The 24,699-nt window shown below is 58.6% G+C and carries 36 protein-coding genes; 2 read left to right on the top strand and 34 right to left on the bottom strand.

What is annotated here, in order from left to right; translation table 11 throughout:
• Positions 1 to 139 precede the first annotated feature (139 nt).
• Positions 140 to 1,009: a DMT family transporter gene (locus KSS90_RS02650; RefSeq protein ID WP_217868089.1), complete on the bottom strand. Its 870-nt coding sequence runs from the start codon at positions 1,007 to 1,009 to the stop codon at positions 140 to 142.
• An 819-nt stretch (positions 1,010 to 1,828) separates the two neighbouring features.
• Between KSS90_RS02650 and KSS90_RS02645 the strand changes: the two genes are divergently transcribed.
• Complete coding sequence (locus KSS90_RS02645) at positions 1,829 to 2,332, top strand: GlcG/HbpS family heme-binding protein (RefSeq protein ID WP_225933122.1); 504 nt, start codon at positions 1,829 to 1,831, stop codon at positions 2,330 to 2,332.
• Positions 2,333 to 2,420: 88 nt separating this feature from the next.
• Here the strand turns inward: KSS90_RS02645 and KSS90_RS02640 are convergent, their stop codons facing one another.
• Both KSS90_RS02640 and KSS90_RS02635 read right to left on the bottom strand, forming a co-directional pair.
• Complete coding sequence (locus KSS90_RS02640) at positions 2,421 to 2,969, bottom strand: single-stranded DNA-binding protein (protein WP_023629920.1); 549 nt, start codon at positions 2,967 to 2,969, stop codon at positions 2,421 to 2,423.
• Positions 2,970 to 2,978: 9 nt separating this feature from the next.
• Positions 2,979 to 4,373: an MFS transporter gene (locus KSS90_RS02635; protein WP_217868088.1), complete on the bottom strand. Its 1,395-nt coding sequence runs from the start codon at positions 4,371 to 4,373 to the stop codon at positions 2,979 to 2,981.
• A gap of 129 nt (positions 4,374 to 4,502) precedes the next feature.
• Between KSS90_RS02635 and uvrA the strand changes: the two genes are divergently transcribed.
• A complete protein-coding gene (uvrA, locus tag KSS90_RS02630; protein ID WP_046857340.1) occupies positions 4,503 to 7,337 on the top strand; it encodes an excinuclease ABC subunit UvrA in 2,835 nt (944 codons plus the stop codon).
• Positions 7,338 to 7,409: 72 nt separating this feature from the next.
• Here uvrA and bfr read toward each other — a convergent pair whose 3' ends face one another.
• The 31 genes from bfr to tuf form a co-directional block, all read right to left on the bottom strand.
• Positions 7,410 to 7,874 (bottom strand): bacterioferritin, encoded by a 465-nt coding sequence (bfr, locus tag KSS90_RS02625; protein WP_028690240.1) that lies wholly within the window; start codon positions 7,872 to 7,874, stop codon positions 7,410 to 7,412.
• Positions 7,875 to 8,037: 163 nt separating this feature from the next.
• Positions 8,038 to 9,477, bottom strand: coding sequence for a catalase (locus tag KSS90_RS02620; protein ID WP_217868087.1), 1,440 nt, complete (start codon positions 9,475 to 9,477; stop codon positions 8,038 to 8,040).
• 170 nt (positions 9,478 to 9,647) lie between these two features.
• Positions 9,648 to 10,034, bottom strand: coding sequence for a 50S ribosomal protein L17 (rplQ, locus tag KSS90_RS02615; protein ID WP_003255451.1), 387 nt, complete (start codon positions 10,032 to 10,034; stop codon positions 9,648 to 9,650).
• 42 nt (positions 10,035 to 10,076) lie between these two features.
• Complete coding sequence (locus tag KSS90_RS02610) at positions 10,077 to 11,078, bottom strand: DNA-directed RNA polymerase subunit alpha (protein WP_003255452.1); 1,002 nt, start codon at positions 11,076 to 11,078, stop codon at positions 10,077 to 10,079.
• A gap of 22 nt (positions 11,079 to 11,100) precedes the next feature.
• Complete coding sequence (rpsD, locus tag KSS90_RS02605; protein WP_027917844.1) at positions 11,101 to 11,721, bottom strand: 30S ribosomal protein S4; 621 nt, start codon at positions 11,719 to 11,721, stop codon at positions 11,101 to 11,103.
• A 15-nt stretch (positions 11,722 to 11,736) separates the two neighbouring features.
• Positions 11,737 to 12,126, bottom strand: a complete 390-nt coding sequence (gene rpsK, locus KSS90_RS02600) for a 30S ribosomal protein S11 (protein ID WP_012270237.1) — start codon at positions 12,124 to 12,126, stop codon at positions 11,737 to 11,739.
• A gap of 18 nt (positions 12,127 to 12,144) precedes the next feature.
• Complete coding sequence (gene rpsM / locus KSS90_RS02595) at positions 12,145 to 12,501, bottom strand: 30S ribosomal protein S13 (protein WP_003255457.1); 357 nt, start codon at positions 12,499 to 12,501, stop codon at positions 12,145 to 12,147.
• A gap of 131 nt (positions 12,502 to 12,632) precedes the next feature.
• Positions 12,633 to 12,749 carry a 50S ribosomal protein L36 gene (gene rpmJ, locus KSS90_RS02590; RefSeq protein WP_011531897.1) on the bottom strand — a complete coding sequence of 39 codons (117 nt, stop codon included), beginning with the start codon at positions 12,747 to 12,749 and terminating at the stop codon, positions 12,633 to 12,635.
• A gap of 30 nt (positions 12,750 to 12,779) precedes the next feature.
• The gene (gene secY / locus KSS90_RS02585; RefSeq protein ID WP_003257108.1) at positions 12,780 to 14,111 is read right to left on the bottom strand and encodes a preprotein translocase subunit SecY; all 1,332 of its coding nucleotides are present in this window, start codon (positions 14,109 to 14,111) and stop codon (positions 12,780 to 12,782) included.
• Positions 14,112 to 14,546 (bottom strand): 50S ribosomal protein L15, encoded by a 435-nt coding sequence (gene rplO / locus KSS90_RS02580; protein WP_011531896.1) that lies wholly within the window; start codon positions 14,544 to 14,546, stop codon positions 14,112 to 14,114.
• Positions 14,547 to 14,549: 3 nt separating this feature from the next.
• Entirely contained in the window at positions 14,550 to 14,726 is a 177-nt protein-coding gene (gene rpmD, locus KSS90_RS02575) for a 50S ribosomal protein L30 (protein ID WP_011531895.1), read from the bottom strand.
• A gap of 2 nt (positions 14,727 to 14,728) precedes the next feature.
• Positions 14,729 to 15,229, bottom strand: coding sequence for a 30S ribosomal protein S5 (gene rpsE, locus KSS90_RS02570; RefSeq protein ID WP_046857343.1), 501 nt, complete (start codon positions 15,227 to 15,229; stop codon positions 14,729 to 14,731).
• Positions 15,230 to 15,232: 3 nt separating this feature from the next.
• Positions 15,233 to 15,583 carry a 50S ribosomal protein L18 gene (gene rplR / locus KSS90_RS02565; protein WP_023629183.1) on the bottom strand — a complete coding sequence of 117 codons (351 nt, stop codon included), beginning with the start codon at positions 15,581 to 15,583 and terminating at the stop codon, positions 15,233 to 15,235.
• A gap of 10 nt (positions 15,584 to 15,593) precedes the next feature.
• The gene (gene rplF, locus KSS90_RS02560) at positions 15,594 to 16,127 is read right to left on the bottom strand and encodes a 50S ribosomal protein L6 (protein WP_038707244.1); all 534 of its coding nucleotides are present in this window, start codon (positions 16,125 to 16,127) and stop codon (positions 15,594 to 15,596) included.
• Positions 16,128 to 16,139: 12 nt separating this feature from the next.
• A complete protein-coding gene (rpsH, locus tag KSS90_RS02555) occupies positions 16,140 to 16,532 on the bottom strand; it encodes a 30S ribosomal protein S8 (RefSeq protein WP_046857345.1) in 393 nt (130 codons plus the stop codon).
• A gap of 210 nt (positions 16,533 to 16,742) precedes the next feature.
• Positions 16,743 to 17,048: a 30S ribosomal protein S14 gene (gene rpsN, locus KSS90_RS02550; RefSeq protein WP_023629181.1), complete on the bottom strand. Its 306-nt coding sequence runs from the start codon at positions 17,046 to 17,048 to the stop codon at positions 16,743 to 16,745.
• A gap of 13 nt (positions 17,049 to 17,061) precedes the next feature.
• Positions 17,062 to 17,601, bottom strand: coding sequence for a 50S ribosomal protein L5 (gene rplE, locus KSS90_RS02545; RefSeq protein WP_003255474.1), 540 nt, complete (start codon positions 17,599 to 17,601; stop codon positions 17,062 to 17,064).
• 20 nt (positions 17,602 to 17,621) lie between these two features.
• Positions 17,622 to 17,936, bottom strand: coding sequence for a 50S ribosomal protein L24 (gene rplX, locus KSS90_RS02540; RefSeq protein ID WP_023629180.1), 315 nt, complete (start codon positions 17,934 to 17,936; stop codon positions 17,622 to 17,624).
• A gap of 11 nt (positions 17,937 to 17,947) precedes the next feature.
• Complete coding sequence (rplN, locus tag KSS90_RS02535; RefSeq protein WP_008089810.1) at positions 17,948 to 18,316, bottom strand: 50S ribosomal protein L14; 369 nt, start codon at positions 18,314 to 18,316, stop codon at positions 17,948 to 17,950.
• Between the two features lie 23 nt (positions 18,317 to 18,339).
• The gene (gene rpsQ / locus KSS90_RS02530) at positions 18,340 to 18,606 is read right to left on the bottom strand and encodes a 30S ribosomal protein S17 (protein WP_003255478.1); all 267 of its coding nucleotides are present in this window, start codon (positions 18,604 to 18,606) and stop codon (positions 18,340 to 18,342) included.
• Between the two features lie 2 nt (positions 18,607 to 18,608).
• Entirely contained in the window at positions 18,609 to 18,800 is a 192-nt protein-coding gene (rpmC, locus tag KSS90_RS02525) for a 50S ribosomal protein L29 (RefSeq protein ID WP_002555481.1), read from the bottom strand.
• On the bottom strand, positions 18,800 to 19,213 hold the full coding sequence (gene rplP / locus KSS90_RS02520) for a 50S ribosomal protein L16 (protein WP_009397508.1): 414 nt from the start codon (positions 19,211 to 19,213) through the stop codon (positions 18,800 to 18,802). Before rplP ends, rpmC begins: the two co-directional genes overlap by 1 nt.
• 12 nt (positions 19,214 to 19,225) lie before the next feature.
• The gene (gene rpsC, locus KSS90_RS02515) at positions 19,226 to 19,912 is read right to left on the bottom strand and encodes a 30S ribosomal protein S3 (protein WP_011531889.1); all 687 of its coding nucleotides are present in this window, start codon (positions 19,910 to 19,912) and stop codon (positions 19,226 to 19,228) included.
• A 13-nt stretch (positions 19,913 to 19,925) separates the two neighbouring features.
• Positions 19,926 to 20,258 carry a 50S ribosomal protein L22 gene (rplV, locus tag KSS90_RS02510; RefSeq protein WP_003103908.1) on the bottom strand — a complete coding sequence of 111 codons (333 nt, stop codon included), beginning with the start codon at positions 20,256 to 20,258 and terminating at the stop codon, positions 19,926 to 19,928.
• A gap of 11 nt (positions 20,259 to 20,269) precedes the next feature.
• Complete coding sequence (gene rpsS / locus KSS90_RS02505; RefSeq protein ID WP_003255482.1) at positions 20,270 to 20,545, bottom strand: 30S ribosomal protein S19; 276 nt, start codon at positions 20,543 to 20,545, stop codon at positions 20,270 to 20,272.
• A gap of 16 nt (positions 20,546 to 20,561) precedes the next feature.
• On the bottom strand, positions 20,562 to 21,386 hold the full coding sequence (gene rplB, locus KSS90_RS02500) for a 50S ribosomal protein L2 (RefSeq protein WP_003255483.1): 825 nt from the start codon (positions 21,384 to 21,386) through the stop codon (positions 20,562 to 20,564).
• A gap of 14 nt (positions 21,387 to 21,400) precedes the next feature.
• Complete coding sequence (rplW, locus tag KSS90_RS02495; RefSeq protein ID WP_003255484.1) at positions 21,401 to 21,700, bottom strand: 50S ribosomal protein L23; 300 nt, start codon at positions 21,698 to 21,700, stop codon at positions 21,401 to 21,403.
• On the bottom strand, positions 21,697 to 22,299 hold the full coding sequence (gene rplD, locus KSS90_RS02490; protein ID WP_003255485.1) for a 50S ribosomal protein L4: 603 nt from the start codon (positions 22,297 to 22,299) through the stop codon (positions 21,697 to 21,699). Before rplD ends, rplW begins: the two co-directional genes overlap by 4 nt.
• 12 nt (positions 22,300 to 22,311) lie before the next feature.
• Positions 22,312 to 22,947, bottom strand: coding sequence for a 50S ribosomal protein L3 (gene rplC, locus KSS90_RS02485; RefSeq protein WP_011531887.1), 636 nt, complete (start codon positions 22,945 to 22,947; stop codon positions 22,312 to 22,314).
• 80 nt (positions 22,948 to 23,027) lie between these two features.
• Entirely contained in the window at positions 23,028 to 23,339 is a 312-nt protein-coding gene (gene rpsJ, locus KSS90_RS02480) for a 30S ribosomal protein S10 (RefSeq protein WP_003186070.1), read from the bottom strand.
• Between the two features lie 141 nt (positions 23,340 to 23,480).
• Positions 23,481 to 24,674 carry an elongation factor Tu gene (gene tuf, locus KSS90_RS02475; RefSeq protein WP_217868085.1) on the bottom strand — a complete coding sequence of 398 codons (1,194 nt, stop codon included), beginning with the start codon at positions 24,672 to 24,674 and terminating at the stop codon, positions 23,481 to 23,483.
• Positions 24,675 to 24,699 lie beyond the last annotated feature (25 nt).

The following is a 24,699-nucleotide window of genomic DNA, read 5'->3' as shown; positions in this document are numbered from 1 at the left end:
CAGGTTCTCGGGCGCACGGGACATGGCCGGCGCCTCAGGGACTTCACGGTGGCGGTGGGTAGAGACCGCCAACTGTTAAGCCTAGTCAAGAATCTGGGAAGTGGGGTGATATGGATCAGGTTGTAGGTAAATCGCCACCTTATTCATACAGGTGCAGAAGTACAGCGCCCGCCAGCACCAGGGCCACCCCGACGACCTGTAGCAGGGACAGACGCTCGTGGTAGAACAGGAAGCCAAGAATGGCGGCAATGCCTCCGGACAAGGTGCTGATCACCGTAACGACTGCAATCGAGCCATGCAGCGCGCCCCAGGAAAACGCCGAGAACCCCCCCAGATTGAAAAGACTGGCACCACACAAGGTCCCCCAGGTCTTGAGCCTGACCGTAATCTGGCCTCGAAACATTCGCAGCGCTTCGGGCAGCAGGAACAGGACTCCCACCCCATAGCCGAGCGCCAGCATGTTCACTGGCCCCAGCACCCGTAATACGTACTTACCCTGGACCCAGAAGCTGATGCCATACAGCAGCGCGGCCAGCAGGGCGAAACCGACCGACAGGCGACTGCCCGCGGGCGCTTGCCCACTGCCACCCTTTGCCTCACGGCTGGCCAGGACCACGCCCAGAAAGCAGGTCAGCAAGCCGAAGATCTGCCAGGTGCCCAGCACCTCGCCCCCCAACCACGCCAGCAGCGTGGTGAACACGCCATAGGAAGTCACCAACGGCGCCACCACCGATGTCTGGCCGATCGCGAACGCCTTCGAAAGCGCCAATGCGCCGATCAGGGTACACATTGCCGCCACACAGGCGAACAGCAGCACGCTCGTCGGGGCCGCGACCATCTTGGAGAGCTGCTGGGAAGATCCGGCAATGATGAGCCCCATCAACAACAGGCCCAACAATTGCCCGAAGAATACCGCCCGCCTCACGCCGACCGCCCGGGCATTCATGCCAACCAGAAAGTCGGTGGCCCCCCAGAGTGCGGCAGCCAGCAACCCCATTAGTACATCCATGCCTCAATTCCTGAATGGAGGGGGGGTGACGATAGCCATCGCCTCTCCCCAATTAAAATTCAGGTACTCAAGGGCAGCCTTGAATCGGCAATGGCAAAGTCCTGCATCACAATCAGAGTTCGACTGCATGGCTGTGCTTGCCCTTTATCAGGCCTGACTGCAAGACAGATCACCTTAAATACCTGCCATAACTATAAAGCTGCCAATAGTTGTAGTAGAACCCGGATACATCTGTACATGTTGAATCAGGCTCGGCCCAACTCCCCAATCATATGTAATGGTTTCCGGCCCGAAGATCAGCGTCACAACACCTACTGCCGCGACTATCAGACCGATGAACCACACAAGCCAGCCGTTGTAAGCCTCATCACCTTCCTCATCCTAGAGATTGGTGGCGCAGGCGTCCTCCAAGCCCTCTACACATCATCTCCGGCCATAGAATTCAGCTGCATGTCGATTTCCTGCTTATCTTCAGCGGTCATCTTTACACCCCAGCAGAAAAAGTCCAACAGTTTAAACCACGCCTCTCTCCTGGCCGCCGCAAAAGTAAATCCAGAACTGTCCTACATTACTATTTCCTAAGTATTTCGCTTACCCAGCATGTATTTCAAAATGCCAAACCGACATCTCGAATCAATCTCACCCCTTGGAAACACACAAAACTACCAGAGTGACGGTGCTTAACCGCCGAGTAGCTGAACGATTACCTTTAAACAGGATGAGATGGCGCATGCAGTAGCAGAGCAAATGCCCCTACACAACATTAGGAAAGGTCTTAAACCAAGTGCATGAACTTGCTTGCTAGGTTGGTAGTACAACATGGACGAGGTATTTATCATGAACGTGAAACGCTCACTCGGCAGCCTTCTGCTCGGCGCCGCGATACTCCCCTCCCTCACCGTGGCAACCTCTCTGGACAGTGACACCGCGCCTCAAGTCACCGCCGAACAAGCACGCTCCATCGCCAATGCCGCTGAACGCGCCGCCCGCGCCCAGGGCTTCGCCATCGTCATCAGCATTGTCGATAACCATGGCAACCTGAAGCACTTCCACCGCATGGACGGCACCAGCAGCGGCAGCATCCAGGTAGCGCAGCTCAAAGCCGCTACATCTGCACGCTTTCCACTTTCATCCCGCTCACTGGGTGAACGCAGCGCTGGGTTGCCAGCCAATCCCTACGCTTCGCTGCCCGGCTTCACTTTGCTGGAAGGCGGGTTGCCAATCATGGATGCGAACGGCAGGCATATCGGCGGTATAGGCATCAGCGGAGCAACACCAGAGCTTGATGCACAGTTTGCCCAGGCGGCGCTCGAAGAAAGCTGACAGGCAAAAAGAAACCCGCTTCATGCCTGAAGCGGGTTTCTTGCCACAGCTCCGTTCACCTGTGGCACCTAGTGCCCACAGGAAAGGATCAGAACGGAATATCGTCGTCGAAGCTGTCGAAGTCAGCGGCAGGCTGCGGAGCCGGCTGTTGCGGCGCTGGGCGCTGCGGCGCTTGTTGCGGGCGCTGGGCCTGCTGGCGCGGAGCCTGGTTGTACTGTTGCTGCTGACCGCCCTGGTTGTAGTTGTTGCCACCACCCTGGTTGTACTGGTCGCCACCACCCTGCTGGCCCTGCGGACGACCGCCGAGCAGCTGCATGGTGCCGTTGATGTCGACGATGATCTCGGTGGTGTAGCGCTTGATGCCGTCCTTTTCCCACTCGCGGGTCTGCAGCTTGCCCTCGATGTAGCACTGCGAACCCTTGCGCAGGTATTCGCCGGCGATTTCGGCGACCTTGCCGAACAGCGAGACACGGTGCCACTCGGTGCGCTCGACCTTCTGGCCCGACTGCTTGTCGGTCCACTGCTCGCTGGTGGCCAGGCTCAGGTTGGTCACGGCGTTACCGTTGGGCAGGTAGCGGACTTCGGGATCCTGACCGCAGGTACCGACCAGAATGACTTTGTTAACCCCACGGGCCATAACGTTCTCCTAGGCTTCGCACGCCGCAGAGGCTGGGTTCACCAGACGCTCGAGGGTCGCACGGTCCAAAATTTTCGTATCCAGTTTGATATAGATGGCGGCTTCTTCTGCCACCACCACGGCGTCGGTCACACCCGGCACGGCCATCAGGCGCTCGGTCAGCCCGGCTTCCCGGACCGCTTCCGGCGTCAGCGGCATGCGCAGGCTGGTCACGTACGGCGGCTCGTTCATGCGCAACGCCGTCAGCAGCCAGAAGGCGCACAAGCCAGCGCAGCCGAGGAACACCATGCTCAAGCCACCGTGCTGGAACAACCAGCCACCGAGGATGCCACCCAGTGCCGCGCCAAGGAACTGGCTGGTGGAGTACACCCCCATCGCCGTGCCCTTGCCGCCGGCAGGCGACACCTTGCTGACCAGCGAAGGCAAGGATGCCTCCAGCAGGTTGAATGCAGTAAAGAATACCACGGTGCCGATCACCAGTCCGCGCAAGTTGTCAGCCCACTGCCAGAAGAACACCTCCACCAGCAGCAGGACACTGACCGCACCGAGCAACACGCGTTTCATCTTGCGCTTCTTTTCCCCGTAGATGATGAAGGGGATCATTGCAAAAAATGAAACCAGCAGCGCGGTCAGGTACACCCACCAGTGCTGCTCCTTGGGCAGCCCGCCACGCTCGACGAAGGCCAGGGGCAGCGCCACGAAGCTGGCCATCAGGATCGCGTGCAGCACGAAAATACTGATGTCCAGACGCAGAAGGTCCGGATTGCGCAGCGTCGGGCCGAGGGCCTGGCGGGCGACACCGGACTCGCGATGGCTCAGCACACTGTGCGAGCTGGGCACGACGAAGGCGATCAGCGCGATGCCGACCAGGGCAAGTCCTGCAGTGGCCAGGAACAATCCTGACAAACCAAAGGCGCGGGTCAACAACGGACCGACCACCATCGCCACGGCGAACGACAAGCCGATGCTCATGCCGATCATGGCCATGGCCTTGGTCCGGTGCTGTTCGCGGGTCAAGTCGGACAACAGCGCCATGACCGCTGCGGAAATCGCCCCCGCACCCTGCAGGATGCGCCCGGCGATAACGCCCCAGATCGAGTCGGCCTGGGCCGCCAGCACGCTGCCCAGGGCGAAGATCACCAGCCCCACATAGATCACCGGCCGGCGACCGATACGGTCGGAAATCACCCCGAACGGAATCTGCAGCAACGCTTGCGTCAGACCATAGGCGCCGATGGCCAGGCCGATCAGGGCCGGTGTGGCGCCGGCCAGGTCCATACCGTAGGTGGCCAGCACCGGCAGCACCATGAACATGCCCAGCATACGAAAGGCAAAGACCAGGGCCAGGCCGCTCGCGGCGCGGGTTTCGCTGCCACTCATGCGCTCGTTGTGGGTGTCGTGCATGGATTAACCTCGTGTGAACCGGCGGCGATTCTATCAGTCCGACGCCTTGACGGCATATACGCGACGCTTTGCCGCGTACTGGCAGCGCGCCGTATACTGCTTTGTTTATGCCCGCCGAGCGAGGCCGTAGTGGACAAGATCCTGATCCGTGGGGCGCGTACCCACAACCTGAAGAACATCGACCTGACCCTGCCCCGGGACAAACTGATCGTGATCACCGGCCTGTCCGGGTCCGGCAAGTCCTCGCTGGCGTTCGACACGCTGTACGCCGAAGGCCAGCGCCGCTATGTCGAGTCGCTGTCGGCCTATGCCCGGCAGTTCCTGTCGATGATGGAGAAACCCGACGTCGACACCATCGAAGGATTGTCGCCGGCCATCTCCATCGAGCAGAAGTCGACCTCGCACAACCCGCGCTCGACCGTAGGCACCATCACCGAGATCTACGACTACCTGCGCCTGCTCTATGCCCGCGTCGGCACCCCACGCTGCCCGGACCATGACATCCCGCTCGAGGCGCAAACGATCAGCCAGATGGTCGACCTGGTGCTGGAAAAACCCGAAGGCAGCAAGCTGATGCTGTTGGCGCCGGTGATCCGCGAGCGCAAGGGTGAGCACCTGGCGGTGTTCGACGAGCTGCGCGCCCAGGGCTTCGTACGCGCCCGGGTCAACGGCAAGCTCTACGAGCTCGACGAGTTGCCCAAGCTCGACAAACAGAAGAAACACAGCATTGATGTGGTGGTAGACCGCTTCAAGGTCCGCGCCGACCTGCAGCAGCGCCTGGCCGAGTCCTTCGAGACCGCGCTCAAGCTGGCCGACGGCATCGCCCTGGTGGCGCCGATGGACGACGAGGAAGGCGAAGAAGTGATCTTCTCGGCGCGCTTCGCCTGCCCGGTGTGCGGCCATGCGATCAGCGAACTGGAGCCGAAGCTGTTCTCCTTCAACAACCCGGCTGGCGCCTGCCCGACCTGCGACGGCCTGGGGGTCAAGCAGTTCTTCGACACCAAGCGCCTGGTCAATGCCGAGCTGACCTTGGCCGAAGGCGCGATTCGCGGCTGGGACCGGCGCAACGTCTATTACTTCCAGATGCTCGGCTCGCTGGCCGCGCATTACGGCTTCAGCCTGGAAGAACCATTCGGCGAGCTGTCCGCCGAGCACCAGAAGGTCATCCTGCAAGGCAGTGGCAAGCAGAGTGTCGACTTCAAATACCTCAACGACCGAGGCGACATCGTCAAGCGCTCGCACCCGTTCGAAGGTATCGTGCCGAACCTTGAGCGTCGCTATCGCGAGACCGAGTCGGCCACCGTGCGTGAAGAGCTGGCCAAGTTCCTCGGCACCCAGCCCTGCCCTGATTGCCGCGGCACCCGCTTGCGCCGCGAAGCGCGCCATGTCTGGGTGGGCGAGAAGACCCTGCCGGCAGTGACCAACCTACCGATCGGCGAAGCCAGTAATTACTTCGGCGCGCTGAGCCTCACCGGTCGGCGTGGAGAGATCGCGGCGAAGATCCTCAAGGAGATCTGCGAACGCCTGCAGTTCCTGGTCAACGTCGGCCTCGACTACCTGACCCTCGACCGCAGCGCCGATACCCTGTCTGGCGGTGAGGCCCAGCGCATCCGCCTGGCCAGCCAGATCGGCGCAGGCCTGGTGGGAGTGATGTACATCCTCGACGAGCCCTCGATCGGCCTGCACCAGCGCGATAACGACCGCCTGCTGGCGACGCTCAACCACCTGCGCGACCTCGGTAACACAGTGATCGTGGTCGAGCACGACGAGGACGCCATCCGCCTGGCCGACTACGTGGTGGACATCGGCCCGGGCGCTGGCGTGCATGGCGGGCAGATCGTCGCCGAGGGCTCGCCCGAGGAGGTGATGGCGCATCCCGACTCGCTGACCGGCAAATACCTGTCCGGGCGCAAGAAGATCGTCGTGCCGGCCAAGCGCACCCCGCGCAACAAGAAGCTGTCGCTCAAGCTCAAGGGCGCGCGTGGCAACAACCTGCAGAACGTCGACCTGGAAGTGCCGATCGGCCTGCTGACCTGCGTGACCGGTGTGTCCGGCTCGGGCAAGTCGACGCTGATCAACAACACCCTGTTCCCCCTGGCCGCCACTGCGCTCAACGGGGCAAGCAGCCTGGAAGCGGCGCCGCACGCCAGCGTCGATGGCCTGCAGCACCTGGACAAGGTGGTCGATATCGACCAGAGCCCGATCGGCCGTACGCCACGGTCGAACCCGGCTACCTACACCGGCATCTTCACGCCGATCCGCGAGCTGTTCGCCGGCGTGCCGGAATCGCGCTCGCGCGGATACGGCCCGGGGCGTTTCTCGTTCAACGTCAAGGGTGGGCGCTGCGAGGCCTGCCAGGGCGACGGCCTGATCAAGGTGGAGATGCACTTCCTGCCGGACATCTACGTGCCATGCGACGTGTGCAAGAGCAAGCGTTACAACCGCGAGACCCTGGAGATCAAGTACAAGGGCAAGAACATCCACGAGGTGCTGGAAATGACCATCGAGGATGCCCGCGAATTCTTCGACGCGGTGCCTGCCCTGGCGCGCAAGCTGCAGACTCTGATGGATGTAGGCCTGTCGTACATCAAGCTGGGGCAATCGGCGACCACGCTGTCAGGCGGCGAAGCACAGCGGGTCAAGCTGTCTCGCGAGCTGTCCAAGCGCGACACCGGCAAGACCCTGTATATCCTCGACGAGCCGACCACCGGCCTGCACTTCGCCGATATCCAGCAACTGCTGGATGTACTGCACCGCCTGCGTGACCACGGCAACACCGTGGTGGTGATCGAGCACAATCTGGATGTGATCAAGACCGCCGACTGGCTGGTGGACCTGGGGCCGGAAGGCGGGTCCAAGGGTGGCCAGATCATTGCCTGTGGCACCCCAGAGGAGCTGAGCAAGATGAAGCAGTCGTACACCGGCCACTACCTCAAGCCACTGCTGGAACGTGACCGGGCCTGAGTGGAGTCGCTGACATGAAAAAGCCCCTGGTACCGTCGGTGCCAGGGGCTTTTTCGTAGGGCTGTGGATAACTTACATCTGCGACTGCAGATAGTTCTCCAGGCCAATGGCCTTGATCAGACCCTGCTGCTTCTCCAGCCAGTAGGTGTGATCTTCTTCGGTGTCGGCTAGCTGCGCGCGCAGGATGTCGCGGCTGATGTAGTCCTTGTGCAGCTCGCACAACTCGATGCCCTTGCACAGCGCGGCACGCACCTTGTACTCGAGCTTGAGATCGGCCTCGATCATTTCCGGTACGGTGCTGCCCACTTCCAGGTCGTCGGCGCGCATGTCCGGAGTACCTTCGAGCATGAGGATACGGCGCATCAGGGCATCGGCGTGCTGCGTCTCTTCTTCCATCTCGTGGTTGATACGCTCGTAGAGCTTGGTCAGGCCCCAGTCTTCGTACATGCGCGAGTGAATGAAGTACTGATCGCGTGCTGCCAGTTCGCCCTTCAGCAACGTGACGAGATAGTTGATTACGTCCGGGTGACCTTGCATTGCCCTGCTTCTCCGTGTGAATACGTCAATAGGGCCTAGTGTGAACCAGGTTTTGCTCGCGGTCACTGAAAAACGCGCAATTAGAAGCAAAAAATCGGCTAAACAGTAGTGATATTCATTGAAAAACCGCCCAAATGAGGGCGGTTCTTCTTATCACTTCGACTTAGCCGAGATTCACACCCAATGCCTTGGCGACCCCTTCCCCATAGGCCGGATCAGCCTTGAAGAAGTACTGCAGCTGACGCTGGATGACATCGTCGCTGACACCGGCCATGGCCCAGGCGATGTTGTTGATCAACAGCGCCTTCTGCTCATCGTTCATCAGGCGGAACAACGCCCCGGCGTGGCTGTAGTAATCGTTGTCCTCACGGTGATCGTAACGATCCGCCGAGCCGTTCAGGGCCAGTGCGGGCTCGGCGTGCCGCGGCGATTGCTTCGGCGCGCTTGCATGGCTGTTGGGCTCGTAGTTAGGAGCACCGCCGTATGCGCCAATGGCCATGGAGCCATCGCGTTGGTAGCTGTTCACCGGGCTACGCGGCGCATTGACCGGCAGTTGCTGGTGGTTGGTGCCCACGCGGTAGCGATGCGCATCAGCATAGGCGAACACACGGCCCTGCAGCATGCGGTCTGGCGACAGGCCAACCCCGGGGACCATGTTGCTGGGCCCGAACGCCGCCTGCTCGACTTCGGCGAAGTAGTTGAGCGGGTTGCGGTTGAGCTCCAGCACACCAACTTCGATCAACGGGTAGTCCTTCTGCGACCAGGTCTTGGTCACATCGAACGGGTTTTCGTCGCGGCTGGCCGCCTCGGCCTCGCTCATCACCTGGATGCACACGGTCCAACGCGGGGAATCGCCGCGCTCGATGGACTCGAACAGATCACGCTGGGCGTAGTCCGGGTCGCTCCCGGCCAGGCGGGCGGCATCGGCCGGCGCCAGGTTCTTGATGCCTTGCTGGGTCTTGAAGTGCCATTTGACCCAGGTCCGCTCGCCCTGGGCGTTGATCAGGCTGTAGGTGTGGCTGCCGAAGCCGTGCATGTGGCGGTAGCCATCGGGAATCCCGCGATCGGAGAACAGGATGGTGACCTGGTGCAGTGCCTCGGGCGAATGCGACCAGAAGTCCCACATCATTTGCGCGTTCTTCAGGTTGGTCTGCGGGTGGCGCTTCTGGGTGTGAATGAAGTCGGGGAACTTCAGCGGATCACGAATGAAAAACACCGGGGTATTGTTGCCGACGATGTCCCAGTTACCTTCCTCGGTGTAAAACTTCACCGCGAAACCACGCGGGTCGCGTTCAGTGTCCGCGGAACCGCGCTCGCCACCCACGGTGGAGAACCTCAGGAACGTCTCGGTCTGCTTGCCGATAGCGTCGAACAGCCTGGCACTGGTGAGCTCGGTGATATCACGAGTGACGGTGAAGGTACCGTAGGCGCCGGAGCCCTTGGCGTGCACGCGGCGCTCCGGGATGTTCTCGCGGTTGAAGTGGGCAAGCTTCTCGAGCAGGTGGAAGTCGTCGAGCAGCAGCGGGCCACGGGGGCCTGCGGAACGGGAATTCTGGTTGTCGGCTACGGGTGCACCGCTGGCGGTAGTGAGAATCTTGCTCATGGGCTCTCCTGATCGGTCTTGAATTGCCGGCTAATCGGCTTGAGGAGAGTATTGTCGAGCGAGGTTACAAGGACAAATTCATTAAGTGACTTATATCAATAGAAAATAACAATTCACCAGACAACAAAAAACCGGGCCTAGGCCCGGTTTCTTGTAGCAGACAGAACGTCTTACTCGGCAGCTTCTACAGCACCACCGACCGGACGATCAACCAGCTCGACGTACGCCATAGGCGCGTTGTCGCCAGCGCGGAAACCGCACTTCAGGATACGCAGGTAGCCGCCCTGACGGGTGGCGTAGCGCTTGCCCAGGTCGTTGAACAGTTTGCCAACGGCGGACTTCGAACGGGTACGGTCGAAGGCCAGACGACGGTTGGCAACGCTGTCTTCCTTGGCCAGGGTGATCAGCGGCTCGGCAACGCGGCGCAGTTCCTTGGCTTTCGGCAGGGTGGTTTTGATCAGCTCGTGCTCGATCAGCGACACAGCCATGTTCTGGAACATAGCTTTGCGGTGAGAGCTGGTACGGCTCAGGTGACGTCCACTTTTACGATGACGCATGATTCATTCCTTACCAAACACAACGTTCGGTGATTACGACGATCAGGCAGTCGCCTTGTCGTCTTTCTTAAGGCTTGCAGGCGGCCAGTTGTCGAGGCGCATGCCGAGAGACAGACCACGGGAGGCCAGGACGTCCTTGATTTCAGTCAGGGACTTCTTGCCCAGGTTAGGAGTCTTCAACAGCTCTACTTCGGTACGCTGAATCAGGTCGCCGATGTAGTAGATGTTCTCCGCCTTGAGGCAGTTGGCCGAACGTACGGTCAGTTCCAGGTCGTCAACCGGGCGCAGCAGGATCGGATCGATCTCGTCTTCCTGCTCGACCACAACCGGCTCGCTGTCACCTTTGAGGTCGACGAACGCGGCCAGCTGCTGTTGCAGGATGGTCGCGGCACGACGGATGGCCTCTTCAGGATCCAGGGTACCGTTGGTTTCCAGATCGATGACCAGCTTGTCCAGGTTGGTACGCTGCTCAACACGGGCGTTCTCGACCACGTAGGCGATACGACGCACCGGGCTGAACGAAGCGTCCAGCTGGAGACGGCCAATGCTGCGGCTTTCGTCTTCGTCGGTCTGACGGGAGTCGGCCGGCTCGTAACCGCGACCACGAGCTACGGTGAGCTTCATGTTCAGGGCGCCGTTGGACGCCAGGTTCGCGATTACGTGATCGGGGTTGACGATCTCGACATCGTGATCCAGCTGAATATCGGCAGCGGTAACCACCCCCGAACCCTTTTTCGACAAGGTCAGCGTAACTTCGTCACGACCGTGCAGTTTGATAGCCAGGCCTTTCAGGTTCAACAGGATTTCAATGACGTCTTCCTGTACACCTTCGATCGCGGAGTACTCGTGGAGTACGCCATCGATCTCGGCCTCGACTACTGCACAGCCAGGCATGGAGGACAACAGGATGCGGCGCAGCGCGTTGCCCAGGGTATGGCCGAAGCCACGCTCGAGAGGCTCGAGCGTGATCTTGGCGCGGGTTGGACTGACAACCTGCACATCAATGTGGCGGGGTGTCAGAAACTCATTTACCGAAATCTGCATGGATGCACCTATTTTCTAGCCCTTACTTGGAGTAGAGCTCGACAATCAGGTTTTCGTTGATGTCGGCAGACAGGTCGCCGCGAGCAGGAACGTTCTTGAAAACGCCCGACTTCTTAGCGGAATCTACGTCTACCCACTCAACGCGGCCACGCTGGGCGCACAGTTCAAGGGCTTGAACAATGCGCAGCTGGTTCAGCGATTTCTCGCGAACGGCGACCACGTCACCCGGACGAACTTGGTAGGATGGAATGTTTACAGTTTTACCGTTGACGCTGATCGCTTTGTGCGAAACCAGCTGACGGGACTCGGAACGAGTCGAGCCGAAGCCCATACGGTAAACGACGTTATCCAGACGGCACTCGAGCAGTTGCAGCAGGTTCTCACCGGTTGCGCCTTTTTTCGAGGCAGCAGCTTGGTAGTAACCGCGGAACTGACGCTCCAGAACACCGTAGATACGACGGACTTTTTGTTTCTCGCGCAGCTGGGTACCGTAGTCGGACTGACGGCCACGGCGCTGGCCGTGGATACCTGGGGCTGCTTCGATGTTGCACTTCGATTCCAGAGCGCGAACGCCGCTCTTCAGGAACAGGTCAGTGCCTTCACGGCGAGACAGTTTGCATTTTGGACCAATGTAACGTGCCATTTATCTGTCTCCTGATTACACGCGACGCTTCTTCGGCGGACGGCACCCGTTATGCGGGATTGGCGTCACGTCGGTGATGCTGGCGATCTTGTAGCCGCAGCTGTTCAGTGCACGAACGGCGGACTCACGACCTGGACCTGGACCCTTGACGTTCACGTCGAGGTTCTTCAGACCGTATTCCAGCGCAGCTTGACCAGCACGCTCAGCAGCGATCTGTGCTGCGAACGGGGTGGATTTGCGCGAACCACGGAAACCCGAACCACCGGAAGTAGCCCAGGACAGTGCGTTGCCCTGACGGTCGGTGATGGTCACGATGGTGTTGTTGAAAGACGCATGGATGTGGGCGATGCCATCAACCACTGTCTTTTTGATTTTTTTACGAGGACGAGCAGCAGGTTTTGCCATGTCTATATTCCTGGGCGATTACTTGCGGATCGGCTTACGCGGGCCCTTACGGGTGCGTGCGTTGGTCTTGGTGCGCTGACCGCGAACCGGCAGACCTTTACGATGACGCAGGCCGCGGTAGCAACCCAGGTCCATCAAGCGTTTGATCTTCATGTTGATGTCACGGCGCAGGTCACCTTCGGTGGTGAACTTCGCGACTTCGCCACGCAGGGTTTCGATTTGCTCGTCGCTCAGATCCTTGATCTTAGCGGCTGGGTTTACACCAGCATCCGCACAGATTTTCTGTGCAGTTGTGCGACCGACACCATAGATGTAGGTCAGCGAGATAACAGTATGCTTGTTATCTGGAATGTTGACGCCTGCAATACGGGCCATTCAGTGGGACTCCAATTGACAGCTACCTACGCCCCGGAAGCCAAGAAATAGGGCGCGAGATAATATCGCTGTAGAAACGAATAATCAACCCAGCAGCACACTAGCTGCTGGGTTTGAAGCGCGGATCACACTCAGCCTTGGCGCTGCTTGTGACGCGGTTCCGCGCTGCAGATCACGCGCACGATACCTTCGCGACGAATGATCTTGCAGTTGCGGCACAGCTTTTTCACCGATGCACGAACTTTCATTACCGACTCCTCGAACCTTAAGGGGCTAAATCAGCGCAGCAGACCGCTGCCGCCGTAGCCTTTCAGGTTGGCTTTCTTCATCAGGGATTCGTACTGGTGCGAAACGAGGTGCGATTGTACTTGGGACATGAAGTCCATCACAACCACTACCACAATCAGCAACGAGGTCCCGCCAAGGTAGAACGGCACGTTTGCTGCTACCACCAGGAACTGGGGCAGAAGGCACACGGCCATCATGTAAAGAGCACCGAACATGGTCAAACGGGTCAGAACGCCATCAATGTAGCGCGCCGACTGCTCACCAGGACGGATGCCCGGAATAAAGGCACCGGACTTCTTCAGGTTTTCCGCTACGTCTTTCGGGTTGAACATCAACGCTGTGTAGAAGAAGCAGAAGAAAATGATCCCTGCACTAAACAGCAGAATGTTCAACGGCTGACCAGGAGCGATCGACTGCGAGATGTCCTGCAGCCAGCCCATACCTTCAGACTGACCGAACCAGGCACCCAGCGAAGCCGGGAACAGCAAGATGCTGCTCGCGAAAATGGCCGGGATTACGCCCGCCATGTTCACTTTCAGCGGCAGGTGGCTGGTCTGCGCAGCGAAGACCTTGCGGCCCTGCTGACGCTTGGCGTAGTGAACGGCGATACGACGCTGACCACGCTCGATGAACACCACGAAGCCGATAATCGCTACTGCCAGCAAACCGATTGCGACCAGGGCGAAGATGTTGATATCGCCTGTGCGTGCAGACTCGAAAGACTGCCCGATTGCTCTCGGAAGACCGGCAACGATACCTGCGAAGATCAACATCGAGATACCGTTGCCCACACCGCGCTCGGTGATCTGCTCGCCCAGCCACATCATGAACATCGCGCCCGCCACGAAGGTGGAGACGGCGACGACATGGAAGCCGAGGCCAACAGAAAACGCCACGCCCTGGTTGGCCAGGCCAATGGACATGCCAATGGCTTGAACCAGCGCCAGGATAACGGTGCCGTAGCGGGTGTACTGGCTGATCTTGCGACGGCCAGCTTCACCTTCCTTCTTCAACTGCTCCAGCTGCGGGCTGACAGCGGTCATGAGCTGCATGATGATCGATGCCGAGATGTACGGCATGATCCCCAGTGCAAAGATGCTCATGCGCTCCAGCGCGCCGCCGGAAAACATGTTGAACAAGCTAAGAATGGTCCCCTCATTCTGCCGGAACAGATCCGCGAGACGGTCCGGGTTAATGCCTGGTACCGGGATGTGCGCGCCAATCCGATAGACGATGATCGCCATGAACAGAAAACGCAGACGAGCCCAGAGTTCCGACATCCCGCCCTTACCGAGCGAAGAGAGAGCACCTTGCTTAGCCATTTATTCCTCGAACTTGCCGCCAGCTGCTTCGATAGCCGCACGTGCACCTTTGGTGACGGCGATACCCTTGAGGGTGACTGCGCGAGTGACTTCGCCCGACAGCATGATTTTCACACGCTGTACGTGCTGGCCGATCACGTTGGCGTCCTTCAGGGACTGAACGGTGATCAGATCGCCTTCCACCTTGGCCAGCTCGGACAGACGCACTTCTGCGCGGTCCATGGCTTTCAGGGAAACGAAGCCGAACTTCGGCAGGCGACGGTGCAGCGGCTGTTGACCGCCTTCGAAGCCTGGAGCGATGGAGCCACCGGAACGGGAAGTCTGACCTTTGTGACCACGGCCACCAGTCTTGCCCAGACCGCTACCGATACCACGGCCCGGACGGTGCTTCTCGCGACGGGAACCCGGCGCTGGACTCAGATCATTGAGTTTCATCGATTAACCCTCGACCTTCAGCATGTAGTAAGCCTTGTTGATCATCCCGCGGTTCTCGGGAGTATCCTGGACTTCTACAGTGTGACCGATACGACGCAGACCCAGACCCTTCACGCACAGCTTGTGGTTAGGGATGCGGCCCGAGACGCTCTTGATCAGCGTTACTTTGACGGTTGCCATGATCAGCGGATCTCCTCAACAGTCTTGCCGCGCTTGGCAGCAATGGACTCAGGGGATTGCATGGCTTTCAGACCCTTGAAGGTGGCGTGAACCACGTTCACCGGGTTGGTCGAACCGTAGCACTTGGCCAGGACGTTCTGAACACCAGCAACTTCCAGGACGGCACGCATTGCGCCGCCGGCGATGATACCGGTACCTTCCGAGGCAGGCTGCATGTAGACCTTCGAGGCGCCGTGGGCGGCCTTGGTGGCGTACTGCAGGGTGGTGCCCTTCAGGTCAACCTGAATCATGTTGCGACGAGCAGCTTCCATGGCTTTCTGGATCGCGGCAGGTACTTCGCGCGATTTGCCACGGCCAAAGCCAACACGACCCTTGCCATCACCTACCACGGTCAGCGCGGTGAAGGTGAAGATACGGCCGCCTTTAACGGTTTTGGCTACGCGGTTAACTTGAACCAGCTTCTCGATATAGCCTTCGTCGCGCTTTTGATCGTTATTTGCCATAACTTAGAACTCCAGCCCGCCTTCACGAGCAGCATCAGCCAGCGCTTTGACGCGGCCATGGTACTTGAAGCCGGAACGGTCAAAGGCAACTTGAGATACACCGGCGGCTTTCGCGCGCTCAGCTACCAGCTTGCCAACCTTAGTGGCCGCGTCGATGTTGCCAGTGGCGCCATCACGCAGTTCTTTGTCCAAGGTCGAGGCGCTTGCCAGAACCTTGCTGCCGTCGGCCGAAATGACCTGGGCATAGATGTGCTGCGAGGAGCGGAACACGCACAGACGCACGGCTTCGAGCTCGTGCATTTTCAGGCGTGCTTTGCGAGCGCGACGCAGTCGAATAACTTTTTTGTCGGTCATTTGCTAGGCCCTACTTCTTCTTGGCTTCTTTACGACGGACTACTTCGTCCGCGTAACGCACACCCTTGCCCTTGTAAGGCTCTGGCGGACGGAAACCGCGGACTTCAGCGGCCACCTGACCCACCAGCTGCTTGTCGATACCCTTGATCAGGATGTCGGTCTGGCTTGGGGTTTCAGCGGTGATACCGGCTGGCAGTTCGTAATCCACTGGGTGCGAGAAGCCCAGAGCCAGGTTCAGGACGGTGCCTTTGGCCTGAGCTTTGTAACCAACACCGACCAGCTGGAGCTTGCGCTCGAAGCCTTGGCTTACGCCGTGGACCATGTTGTTCACCAGGGCGCGGGTAGTACCGGCCATGGCGCGAGCTTGCTGGTCACCGTTGCGAGCGACGAAACGCAGCTCACCAGCTTCTTCGGTAACTTCAACAGACGAGTGAACGTTCAGTTCGAGAGTGCCCTTGGCACCCTTCACCGAAAGCTGCTGACCGGCGAATTTGACTTCGACGCCTGCTGGCAGCTTAACGGGGTTCTTAGCGACGCGAGACATGCCTATCTCCCCTTAGAACACTGTGCACAGAACTTCGCCGCCGACACCGGCAGCGCGCGCAGCGCGGTCAGTCATCACACCTTTGTTGGTGGAGACGATAGACACGCCCAGGCCGCCACGTACTTTCGGCAGCTCAGTGACGGCCTTGTACTGGCGCAGGCCAGGACGGCTGGTACGCTTCAGTTCCTCGATGACCGGACGGCCTTCGAAGTACTTCAGTTCGATCGACAGGGAAGGCTTGGCTTCGCCGTTGACTTCGTAGCCAGCGATGTAGCCTTCGTCTTTCAGTACTTTGGCAACCGCGACCTTCAGGGTAGAAGAAGGCATGCTTACGACAGACTTTTCAGCCATCTGGGCATTACGGATGCGAGTTAGCATGTCCGCTAACGGGTCCTGCATACTCATGGGCTAGATGCTCCTGATACAAGAATTATTAGCCTTGCGGCTATCACAACCACCCGAACAGGCAGGGCAAAAAACCCGGGCTCAGGTGAGCCGGTCATTCTAGACACAAGGCAGAAACGAAACAAGCCCCATATAGGGGCTTGTTTCAATGCGAGGTCACCGGCGGTCGGAAGATCGCTCCCCTTCCACCGGTGGTCACACCAACCGGGATTACCAGCTGGCCTTGACCAGACCCGGCACGTCACCACGCATGGCGGCTTCGCGCAGCTTGTTACGGCCGAGGCCGAACTTGCGGTACACGCCGTGCGGACGACCGGTGATGCGGCAACGGTTACGCATGCGCGAAGCGCTGGCGTCACGTGGTTGCTTCTGCAGGGCGACAACGGCAGCGAAACGCTCTTCTGGAGAGGCGTTCAGGTTGACGATGGTCGCTTTCAGCTCGGCACGCTTTTTGGCGTACTTGGCTACCGTGAGCTGACGCTTCAGCTCGCGGTTTTTCATGCTCTTCTTGGCCATTTTCCTACTCCAATCAGTTGCGGAACGGGAACTTGAAAGCACGCAGCAGAGCGCGGCCTTCGTCGTCCGAACGAGCAGTGGTGGTCAGGGTGATGTCCAAACCGCGCAGAGCATCGATCTTGTCGTAGTCGATTTCCGGGAAGATGATCTGCTCTTTCACGCCCATGCTGTAGTTGCCACGACCATCGAAGGACTTGGCATTCAGGCCGCGGAAGTCGCGAACCCGAGGCAGGGAGATCGCCAGCAGGCGGTCCAGGAACTCGTACATCTTGTCGCTACGCAGGGTCACCTTGACGCCGATCGGCCAGCCTTCACGGACTTTGAAGCCCGCGATGGATTTACGAGCGAAAGTCACGACCGGCTTTTGACCGGTGATCTTTTCCAGGTCGGCAACAGCGTGCTCGATGACTTTCTTGTCGCCGATCGCTTCGCCCAGACCCATGTTCAGGGTGATTTTGGTAACGCGCGGAACTTCCATCACGTTCGACAGCTTAAGTTCTTCCTTAAGCTTAGGAGCGATTTCGTTCCGGTAAATCTCTTTCAGTCGTGCCATGGTCTTCTACCTAGCAGTGTTCAAGCATCAACCGCTTTTTGGGTCGACTTGAAGACACGAATTTTCTTGCCTTCTTCTACTTTGAAGCCAACGCGGTCAGCCTTGTTGGTTTCGCTGTTGAAGATGGCAACGTTGGAAGCGTGCAGTGGCGCTTCTTTTTCGACGATACCGCCCTGAACGCCCGCCATCGGGTTAGGCTTGGTATGACGCTTGACCAGGTTCACGCCACCGATGACCAGACGGTCATCAGCCAGAACCTTCAGCACCTTACCGCGCTTACCCTTGTCTTTGCCGGCGATCACGATGATCTCGTCGTCACGACGAATCTTTTGCATGTCGGATCTCCTTAGAGCACTTCAGGGGCGAGCGAAACGATCTTCATGAACTTCTCGGTACGAAGTTCACGGGTCACTGGCCCGAAGATGCGAGTACCGATCGGCTCTTGCTTGGTGTTCAGCAGAACAGCAGCGTTGCCGTCGAAACGAATGATGGAACCGTCAGCGCGACGTACACCGTGACGGGTACGGACGACAACAGCGGTCATCACCTGGCCTTTTTTGACCTTACCGCGAGGAATTGCTTCCTTGACGGTAACTTTGATGATGTCACCGATACCGGCGTAACGACGGTGGGAACCGCCGAGCACCTTGATGCACATGACGCGACGAGCGCCGCTGTTATCGGCCACATCGAGCATGGATTGAGTCTGAATCATAAAATTTCTCCGACCCCTAGCCCTTAGACTTCAACAGCGCGTTCGAGGACTTCAACCAGTGCCCAGGACTTGGTCTTGGCCAGCGGACGGGTTTCACGGATGGAAACCTTGTCGCCGATCTTGCACTGGTTGGCTTCGTCGTGCGCGTGCAGCTTAGTCGAACGCTTAACGTATTTACCGTAGATCGGGTGCTTTACGCGACGCTCGATCAGAACGGTGATGGTCTTGTCCATTTTGTCGCTGACGACACGGCCAGTCAGCGTACGGACGGTTTTTTCAGCTTCAGCCATGATCACTTACCTGCCTGCTGGTTGAGCACAGTTTTCACGCGAGCGATGTCACGCTTAACTTGCGAGAGCAGGTGCGACTGCCCCAACTGGCCAGTTGCTTTCTGCATGCGCAGATTGAACTGGTCGCGCAGCAAGCCGAGCAGTTGCTCATTCAGTTGCTGTGCGGATTTTTCACGAAGTTCATTCGCTTTCATCACATCACCGTCCGCTTAACAAAGGAGGTGGCGAGTGGCAGCTTTGCAGCAGCCAGGGCGAAAGCTTCGCGCGCCAGCTCTTCAGAAACACCCTCGATCTCGTACAGGACTTTGCCTGGCTGAATCTGGGCAACCCAGTATTCCACGGAACCCTTACCTTTACCCATCCGCACTTCGAGAGGCTTCTTGGTAACCGGCTTGTCCGGGAACACACGGATCCAGATCTTGCCGCCACGCTTAACGTGACGGGTCAGGGCACGACGTGCCGACTCGATCTGGCGAGCGGTGAGACGACCGCGGGCGACAGCTTTCAGAGCGAACTCGCCGAAGCTGACCTTGCTACCGCGCAGTGCCAGACCACGGTTGTGGCCGGTCATCTGCTTGCGGAATTTTGTACGCTTTGGTTGCAACATTTGGCGTACCCCTTACTTAGCAGCTTTTTTACGAGGCGCTGGTGCTTGCGGCTTCAGCTCTTCCTGGCGACCACCAATAACTTCGCCTTTGAAGATCCAAACCTTCACACCGATCACACCGTAGGTGGTGTGAGCTTCGTAGGTGTTGTAGTCGATATCGGCACGCAGGGTGTGCAGGGGCACACGACCTTCGCGATACCACTCGGTACGTGCGATCTCGGCACCGCCGAGACGACCGCTCACCTGGATCTTGATGCCCTTGGCACCAATACGCATGGCGTTCTGCACGGCGCGCTTCATGGCGCGACGGAACATTACGCGGCGCTCCAGCTGCTGGGCTACGCTCTGAGCAACCAGCATGGCGTCGAGTTCCGGCTTGCGGATCTCTTCGATGTTGATGTGCACAGGCACACCCATCTGCTTGGTCAGGTCCTGACGCAGCTTCTCAACATCTTCACCTTTCTTGCCGATAACGATACCGGGACGAGCGGTGTGGATGGTGATGCGTGCAGTTTGAGCCGGGCGATGAATATCGATACGGCTAACGGACGCGCTTTTTAGTTTGTCTTGGAGGTACTCGCGAGTTTGCAGATCCTTCAGCAGGTAATCTGCGTAAGTCGCGCCGTCTGCGTACCAGACGGAGGTGTGCTCCTTGACGATTCCCAGGCGAATGCCAGTGGGATGTACTTTCTGACCCATCTGATCGACTCCGTTACTTGTCCGCAACCTTGACAGTGATATGGCAAGACCGCTTGACGATGCGATCAGCACGGCCTTTGGCACGTGGCATGATGCGCTTCAGCGAACGCCCTTCGTTGACGAAGACGGTGGAGACCTTCAGGTCATCAACGTCTGCGCCTTCGTTGTGTTCGGCGTTGGCAACGGCCGACTCGAGGACTTTCTTCATGATTTCAGCGGCTTTTTTGCTGCTGAAGGCCAACAGGTTGAGCGCTTCGCCCACCTTCTTCCCGCGGATCTGGTCGGCGACCAAGCGGGCTTTCTGGGCGGAGATGCGAGCGCCCGACAACTTAGCGGCTACTTCCATTTCCTTACCCCTTAACGCTTGGCTTTCTTGTCAGCCACGTGCCCGCGGTAGGTGCGGGTACCGGCGAACTCGCCCAGTTTGTGGCCGACCATGTCTTCGTTCACGAGAACTGGGACGTGTTGGCGACCGTTGTGTACCGCGATGGTCAGACCGACCATTTGTGGCAGGATCATCGAACGGCGCGACCAGGTTTTAACTGGCTTGCGATCGTTCTTCTCCACCGCCACTTCGACCTTCTTCAACAGGTGAAGATCGATAAAAGGACCTTTTTTCAGAGAACGTGGCACTGTCGTATCCCTCTAGTTACTTGCGACGACGGACGATCATGTTGTCGGTACGCTTATTACCACGGGTTTTAGCACCCTTGGTTGGGAAGCCCCATGGCGATACCGGATGACGACCACCGGAGGTACGACCTTCACCACCACCATGCGGGTGGTCAACCGGGTTCATGGCAACACCACGAACGGTTGGGCGAACGCCGCGCCAGCGTTTGGCACCAGCTTTACCCAGCGAACGCAGGCTGTGCTCGGAGTTCGAGACTTCGCCCAGGGTCGCACGGCACTCAGCCAGGACTTTACGCATTTCACCAGAGCGCAGACGCAGGGTCACGTAGACACCTTCGCGAGCGATCAGCTGAGCCGAGGCACCAGCGGAACGAGCGATCTGAGCACCTTTACCCGGCTTCAGTTCGATGCCGTGAATGGTGCTACCTACTGGAATGTTGCGCAGTTGCAGGGAGTTACCGGCCTTGATTGGGGCCAGGGCACCTGCGATCAGCTGGTCGCCAGCGCTCACGCCTTTAGGGGCGATGATGTAGCGACGCTCACCGTCTGCGTAGCACAGCAGGGCGATGTGAGCAGTACGGTTTGGATCGTATTCGATACGCTCGACAGTGGCTGGGATGCCATCTTTGTCGTTGCGACGGAAGTCGACCAGACGGTAGTGCTGCTTATGACCACCACCCACGTGACGCGTGGTGATGCGGCCATTGTTGTTACGACCACCAGACTTCGATTTCTTCTCGATCAGCGGTGCGTGAGGAGCGCCTTTGTGCAGCTCCTTGTTGACCACCTTGACCACGAAACGGCGGCCAGGGGAAGTCGGTTTGCATTTAACGATTGCCATGATGCACCCCTTCCTTACTCAGCACTGCTGCTGAAATCGAGATCTTGGCCTGGCTGAAGGGAGACAATCGCCTTCTTCCAGTCATTACGCTTGCCCAGACCACGTGCGGTACGCTTGGTTTTACCCAGAACGTTAACGGTCGACACGTTTTCAACTTTTACGTTGAACAGGCCTTCGACAGCTTTCTTGATTTCCAGCTTGGTTGCATCGGTAGCAACCTTGAATACGAACTGGCCTTTTTTCTCAGCCAGAACGGTAGCCTTCTCGGAAACGTGCGGGCCAAGGAGGACTTTGAATACGCGTTCCTGGTTCATCCCAGCAGCTCCTCGAATTTCTTCACGGCCGAGACAGTGATCAACACTTTCTCGTATGCGATCAGACTGACCGGGTCGGAACCTTGAACGTCACGTACGTCGACGTGCGGCAGGTTACGAGCAGCCAGGTACAGGTTCTGATCAACAGCGTCCGAAACGATCAGTACGTCGCTCAGACCCATGCCGTTCAGCTTGTTCAGCAGATCTTTGGTTTTCGGTGCTTCAACAGCGAAGTCCTGAACCACGACCAGACGGTCGCTACGCACCAGCTCAGCGAGGATGGAGCGCAGGGCTGCGCGGTACATCTTCTTGTTGAGCTTCTGCGAGTGATCTTGAGGACGAGCTGCGAAGGTTACACCACCGCCACGCCAGATCGGACCACGGGTAGTACCGGCACGAGCACGGCCAGTACCTTTCTGACGCCATGGGCGCTTACCGCCACCGGCCACGTCAGAACGGGTCTTCTGCTGCTTGGTGCCCTGACGGCCGCCGGCCATGTAGGCCACGACTGCTTGGTGTACCAGCGTCTCGTTGAATTCGCCACCGAAAGTCAGTTCGGAAACTTCGATCGCCTGAGCGTCATTTACATTAAGTTGCATGTCAGTTTCCCCTTACCCGCGAGCCTTGACAGCTGGACGCACAACCACGTCGCCGCCAGTAGCGCCTGGAACGGCACCCTTGATCAGCAGCAGGTTGCGTTCAGCGTCTACGCGTACTACTTCCAGGGACTGCACAGTCACGCGCTCAGCGCCCATGTGACCGGACATTTTCTTGCCCTTGAATACACGACCAGGAGTCTGGCACTGGCCGATGGAGCCAGGGACACGGTGCGATACGGAGTTACCGTGGGTGTTATCTTGACCACGGAAGTTCCAGCGCTTGATGGTACCGGCGAAGCCTTTACCTTTGGACTGACCGGTTACGTCTACCAGCTGGCCTGCAGTGAAGAGTTCAGCTTTGATCAGATCGCCAGCCTGGAAATCGCCTTCTTCAAGACGGAACTCCCAGACACCGCGACCAGCGGCAACGTTGGCCTTGGCAAAGTGGCCTGCCTGAGCGGCGGTCACACGCGAAGCACGACGCTCGCCGACAGTGACTTGCACTGCACGGTAGCCATCAGTTTCTTCGGTTTTGAACTGGGTGACGCGATTCGGCTCGATCTCGATGACCGTGACCGGAATGGAGACACCTTCTTCGGTGAAAATACGGGTCATGCCCGCTTTCCGACCGACTACACCAATAGTCATGTTGTAAACCTCATGAGTGTACGGGGCTTTCACCCGCTATGGCCGCCCATTTCAGAGCGTTACACGACCAGACCGAAGTCTTAGCCGAGGCTGATCTGTACTTCCACGCCGGCCGCCAGATCGAGCTTCATCAGCGCGTCAACGGTTTTATCCGTTGGCTGGACGATGTCCAGAACACGCTTATGAGTGCGAATCTCGTACTGGTCACGCGCGTCTTTGTTGACGTGCGGGGAGACCAGAACGGTGAAACGCTCTTTGCGGGTAGGCAGTGGAATTGGACCACGCACTTGTGCACCAGTACGTTTCGCGGTTTCCACGATTTCCTGGGTGGATTGGTCGATCAGGCGATGGTCGAAAGCCTTCAACCTGATACGGATTTGCTGATTTTGCATTGGATTTCAGACTCCAGGCTGTTCCCAACGGACGCACTACGCCCGCTAAAAGGAGGCGTGATTCTATAGACGCCCCAATTTAGTGTCAACCCAATAAAAAAAGCCCCCGCTGAGCGGGGGCTTTTTCAATCGGTCGAGTGATTACTCGATGATTTTGGCTACGACGCCGGCGCCGACGGTACGACCGCCTTCACGGATGGCGAAACGCAGACCGTCTTCCATTGCGATGGTCTTGATCAGGGTGACAGTCATCTGGATGTTGTCACCTGGCATTACCATTTCAACGCCTTCCGGCAGTTCGCAGTTACCGGTCACGTCAGTGGTACGGAAGTAGAACTGAGGACGGTAGCCTTTGAAGAACGGAGTGTGACGGCCGCCTTCTTCCTTCGACAGGACGTAGACTTCTGCGGTGAACTTGGTGTGCGGCTTGACCGAACCTGGCTTGACCAGAACCTGGCCACGCTCAACATCGTCACGCTTGGTACCACGCAGCAGAACGCCGCAGTTCTCGCCGGCACGACCTTCGTCCAGCAGCTTGCGGAACATCTCAACACCGGTGCAGGTGGTGGTGGTGGTGTCACGCAGACCAACGATTTCCAGGGCGTCCTGAACGCGAACGATACCACGCTCGATACGACCGGTAACAACGGTACCACGACCCGAGATCGAGAATACGTCTTCGATTGGCATCAGGAACGGCTGGTCGATGGCACGAACTGGCTCAGGGATGTAGGCATCCAGAGTTTCTACCAGCTTCTTGACAGCGCTGGTACCCATTTCGTTGTCGTCTTTGCCTTCCAGCGCCATACGAGCCGAACCGATGATGATCGGGGTGTCGTCGCCTGGGAAGTCGTAGGTGGACAGCAGGTCGCGAACTTCCATCTCGACCAGTTCCAGCAGCTCAGCGTCGTCTACCAGGTCAGCCTTGTTCAGGAAGACCACGATGTACGGAACGCCAACCTGACGGGACAGCAGGATGTGCTCACGGGTTTGTGGCATCGGACCATCGGCGGCCGAGCAAACCAGGATCGCGCCGTCCATCTGGGCAGCACCGGTGATCATGTTCTTCACGTAGTCAGCGTGACCTGGGCAGTCAACGTGAGCGTAGTGACGAATGTTCGAGTTGTACTCGACGTGCGCGGTGTTGATGGTGATACCGCGAGCTTTTTCTTCCGGAGCCGAGTCGATCTTGTCGAACTCAACGACGGCCGAACCGAAAACTTCGGAGCAGACGCGGGTCAGAGCTGCGGTCAGAGTGGTCTTACCGTGGTCAACGTGGCCGATGGTGCCGACGTTAACGTGGGGAAGGGAACGATCAAATTTTTCTTTAGCCACGACAGTGAACCTCTTGCCTAAAGGG

Origin of the sequence: Pseudomonas maumuensis (assembly GCF_019139675.1) — a bacterium.
GTDB lineage: Bacteria > Pseudomonadota > Gammaproteobacteria > Pseudomonadales > Pseudomonadaceae > Aquipseudomonas > Aquipseudomonas maumuensis.
The sequence above is the reverse complement of the archived record's forward strand: the minus strand, read 5'-3'. Positions and strand labels throughout refer to the sequence as shown.

What these genes read in the sequence shown, in the direction of transcription:
- KSS90_RS02650 (WP_217868089.1), bottom strand. Translation starts at nt 1,009, where the DNA reads ATGGATGTACTAATGGGGTTGCTGGCTGCCGCACTCTGGGGGGCCACC.
- KSS90_RS02645 (WP_225933122.1), top strand. Translation starts at nt 1,829, where the DNA reads ATGGACGAGGTATTTATCATGAACGTGAAACGCTCACTCGGCAGCCTT.
- KSS90_RS02640 (WP_023629920.1), bottom strand. Translation starts at nt 2,969, where the DNA reads ATGGCCCGTGGGGTTAACAAAGTCATTCTGGTCGGTACCTGCGGTCAG.
- KSS90_RS02635 (WP_217868088.1), bottom strand. Translation starts at nt 4,373, where the DNA reads ATGCACGACACCCACAACGAGCGCATGAGTGGCAGCGAAACCCGCGCC.
- bfr (WP_028690240.1), bottom strand. Translation starts at nt 7,874, where the DNA reads ATGCAAGGTCACCCGGACGTAATCAACTATCTCGTCACGTTGCTGAAG.
- KSS90_RS02620 (WP_217868087.1), bottom strand. Translation starts at nt 9,477, where the DNA reads ATGAGCAAGATTCTCACTACCGCCAGCGGTGCACCCGTAGCCGACAAC.
- rplQ (WP_003255451.1), bottom strand. Translation starts at nt 10,034, where the DNA reads ATGCGTCATCGTAAAAGTGGACGTCACCTGAGCCGTACCAGCTCTCAC.
- KSS90_RS02610 (WP_003255452.1), bottom strand. Translation starts at nt 11,078, where the DNA reads ATGCAGATTTCGGTAAATGAGTTTCTGACACCCCGCCACATTGATGTG.
- rpsD (WP_027917844.1), bottom strand. Translation starts at nt 11,721, where the DNA reads ATGGCACGTTACATTGGTCCAAAATGCAAACTGTCTCGCCGTGAAGGC.
- rpsK (WP_012270237.1), bottom strand. Translation starts at nt 12,126, where the DNA reads ATGGCAAAACCTGCTGCTCGTCCTCGTAAAAAAATCAAAAAGACAGTG.
- rpsM (WP_003255457.1), bottom strand. Translation starts at nt 12,501, where the DNA reads ATGGCCCGTATTGCAGGCGTCAACATTCCAGATAACAAGCATACTGTT.
- rpmJ (WP_011531897.1), bottom strand. Translation starts at nt 12,749, where the DNA reads ATGAAAGTTCGTGCATCGGTGAAAAAGCTGTGCCGCAACTGCAAGATC.
- secY (WP_003257108.1), bottom strand. Translation starts at nt 14,111, where the DNA reads ATGGCTAAGCAAGGTGCTCTCTCTTCGCTCGGTAAGGGCGGGATGTCG.
- rplO (WP_011531896.1), bottom strand. Translation starts at nt 14,546, where the DNA reads ATGAAACTCAATGATCTGAGTCCAGCGCCGGGTTCCCGTCGCGAGAAG.
- rpmD (WP_011531895.1), bottom strand. Translation starts at nt 14,726, where the DNA reads ATGGCAACCGTCAAAGTAACGCTGATCAAGAGCGTCTCGGGCCGCATC.
- rpsE (WP_046857343.1), bottom strand. Translation starts at nt 15,229, where the DNA reads ATGGCAAATAACGATCAAAAGCGCGACGAAGGCTATATCGAGAAGCTG.
- rplR (WP_023629183.1), bottom strand. Translation starts at nt 15,583, where the DNA reads ATGACCGACAAAAAAGTTATTCGACTGCGTCGCGCTCGCAAAGCACGC.
- rplF (WP_038707244.1), bottom strand. Translation starts at nt 16,127, where the DNA reads ATGTCTCGCGTCGCTAAGAACCCCGTTAAGCTGCCAGCAGGCGTCGAA.
- rpsH (WP_046857345.1), bottom strand. Translation starts at nt 16,532, where the DNA reads ATGAGTATGCAGGACCCGTTAGCGGACATGCTAACTCGCATCCGTAAT.
- rpsN (WP_023629181.1), bottom strand. Translation starts at nt 17,048, where the DNA reads ATGGCCAAGAAGAGCATGAAAAACCGCGAGCTGAAGCGTCAGCTCACG.
- rplE (WP_003255474.1), bottom strand. Translation starts at nt 17,601, where the DNA reads ATGGCACGACTGAAAGAGATTTACCGGAACGAAATCGCTCCTAAGCTT.
- rplX (WP_023629180.1), bottom strand. Translation starts at nt 17,936, where the DNA reads ATGCAAAAGATTCGTCGTGACGACGAGATCATCGTGATCGCCGGCAAA.
- rplN (WP_008089810.1), bottom strand. Translation starts at nt 18,316, where the DNA reads ATGATTCAGACTCAATCCATGCTCGATGTGGCCGATAACAGCGGCGCT.
- rpsQ (WP_003255478.1), bottom strand. Translation starts at nt 18,606, where the DNA reads ATGGCTGAAGCTGAAAAAACCGTCCGTACGCTGACTGGCCGTGTCGTC.
- rpmC (WP_002555481.1), bottom strand. Translation starts at nt 18,800, where the DNA reads ATGAAAGCGAATGAACTTCGTGAAAAATCCGCACAGCAACTGAATGAG.
- rplP (WP_009397508.1), bottom strand. Translation starts at nt 19,213, where the DNA reads ATGTTGCAACCAAAGCGTACAAAATTCCGCAAGCAGATGACCGGCCAC.
- rpsC (WP_011531889.1), bottom strand. Translation starts at nt 19,912, where the DNA reads ATGGGTCAGAAAGTACATCCCACTGGCATTCGCCTGGGAATCGTCAAG.
- rplV (WP_003103908.1), bottom strand. Translation starts at nt 20,258, where the DNA reads ATGGAAGTAGCCGCTAAGTTGTCGGGCGCTCGCATCTCCGCCCAGAAA.
- rplB (WP_003255483.1), bottom strand. Translation starts at nt 21,386, where the DNA reads ATGGCAATCGTTAAATGCAAACCGACTTCCCCTGGCCGCCGTTTCGTG.
- rplW (WP_003255484.1), bottom strand. Translation starts at nt 21,700, where the DNA reads ATGAACCAGGAACGCGTATTCAAAGTCCTCCTTGGCCCGCACGTTTCC.
- rplD (WP_003255485.1), bottom strand. Translation starts at nt 22,299, where the DNA reads ATGCAACTTAATGTAAATGACGCTCAGGCGATCGAAGTTTCCGAACTG.
- rplC (WP_011531887.1), bottom strand. Translation starts at nt 22,947, where the DNA reads ATGACTATTGGTGTAGTCGGTCGGAAAGCGGGCATGACCCGTATTTTC.
- rpsJ (WP_003186070.1), bottom strand. Translation starts at nt 23,339, where the DNA reads ATGCAAAATCAGCAAATCCGTATCAGGTTGAAGGCTTTCGACCATCGC.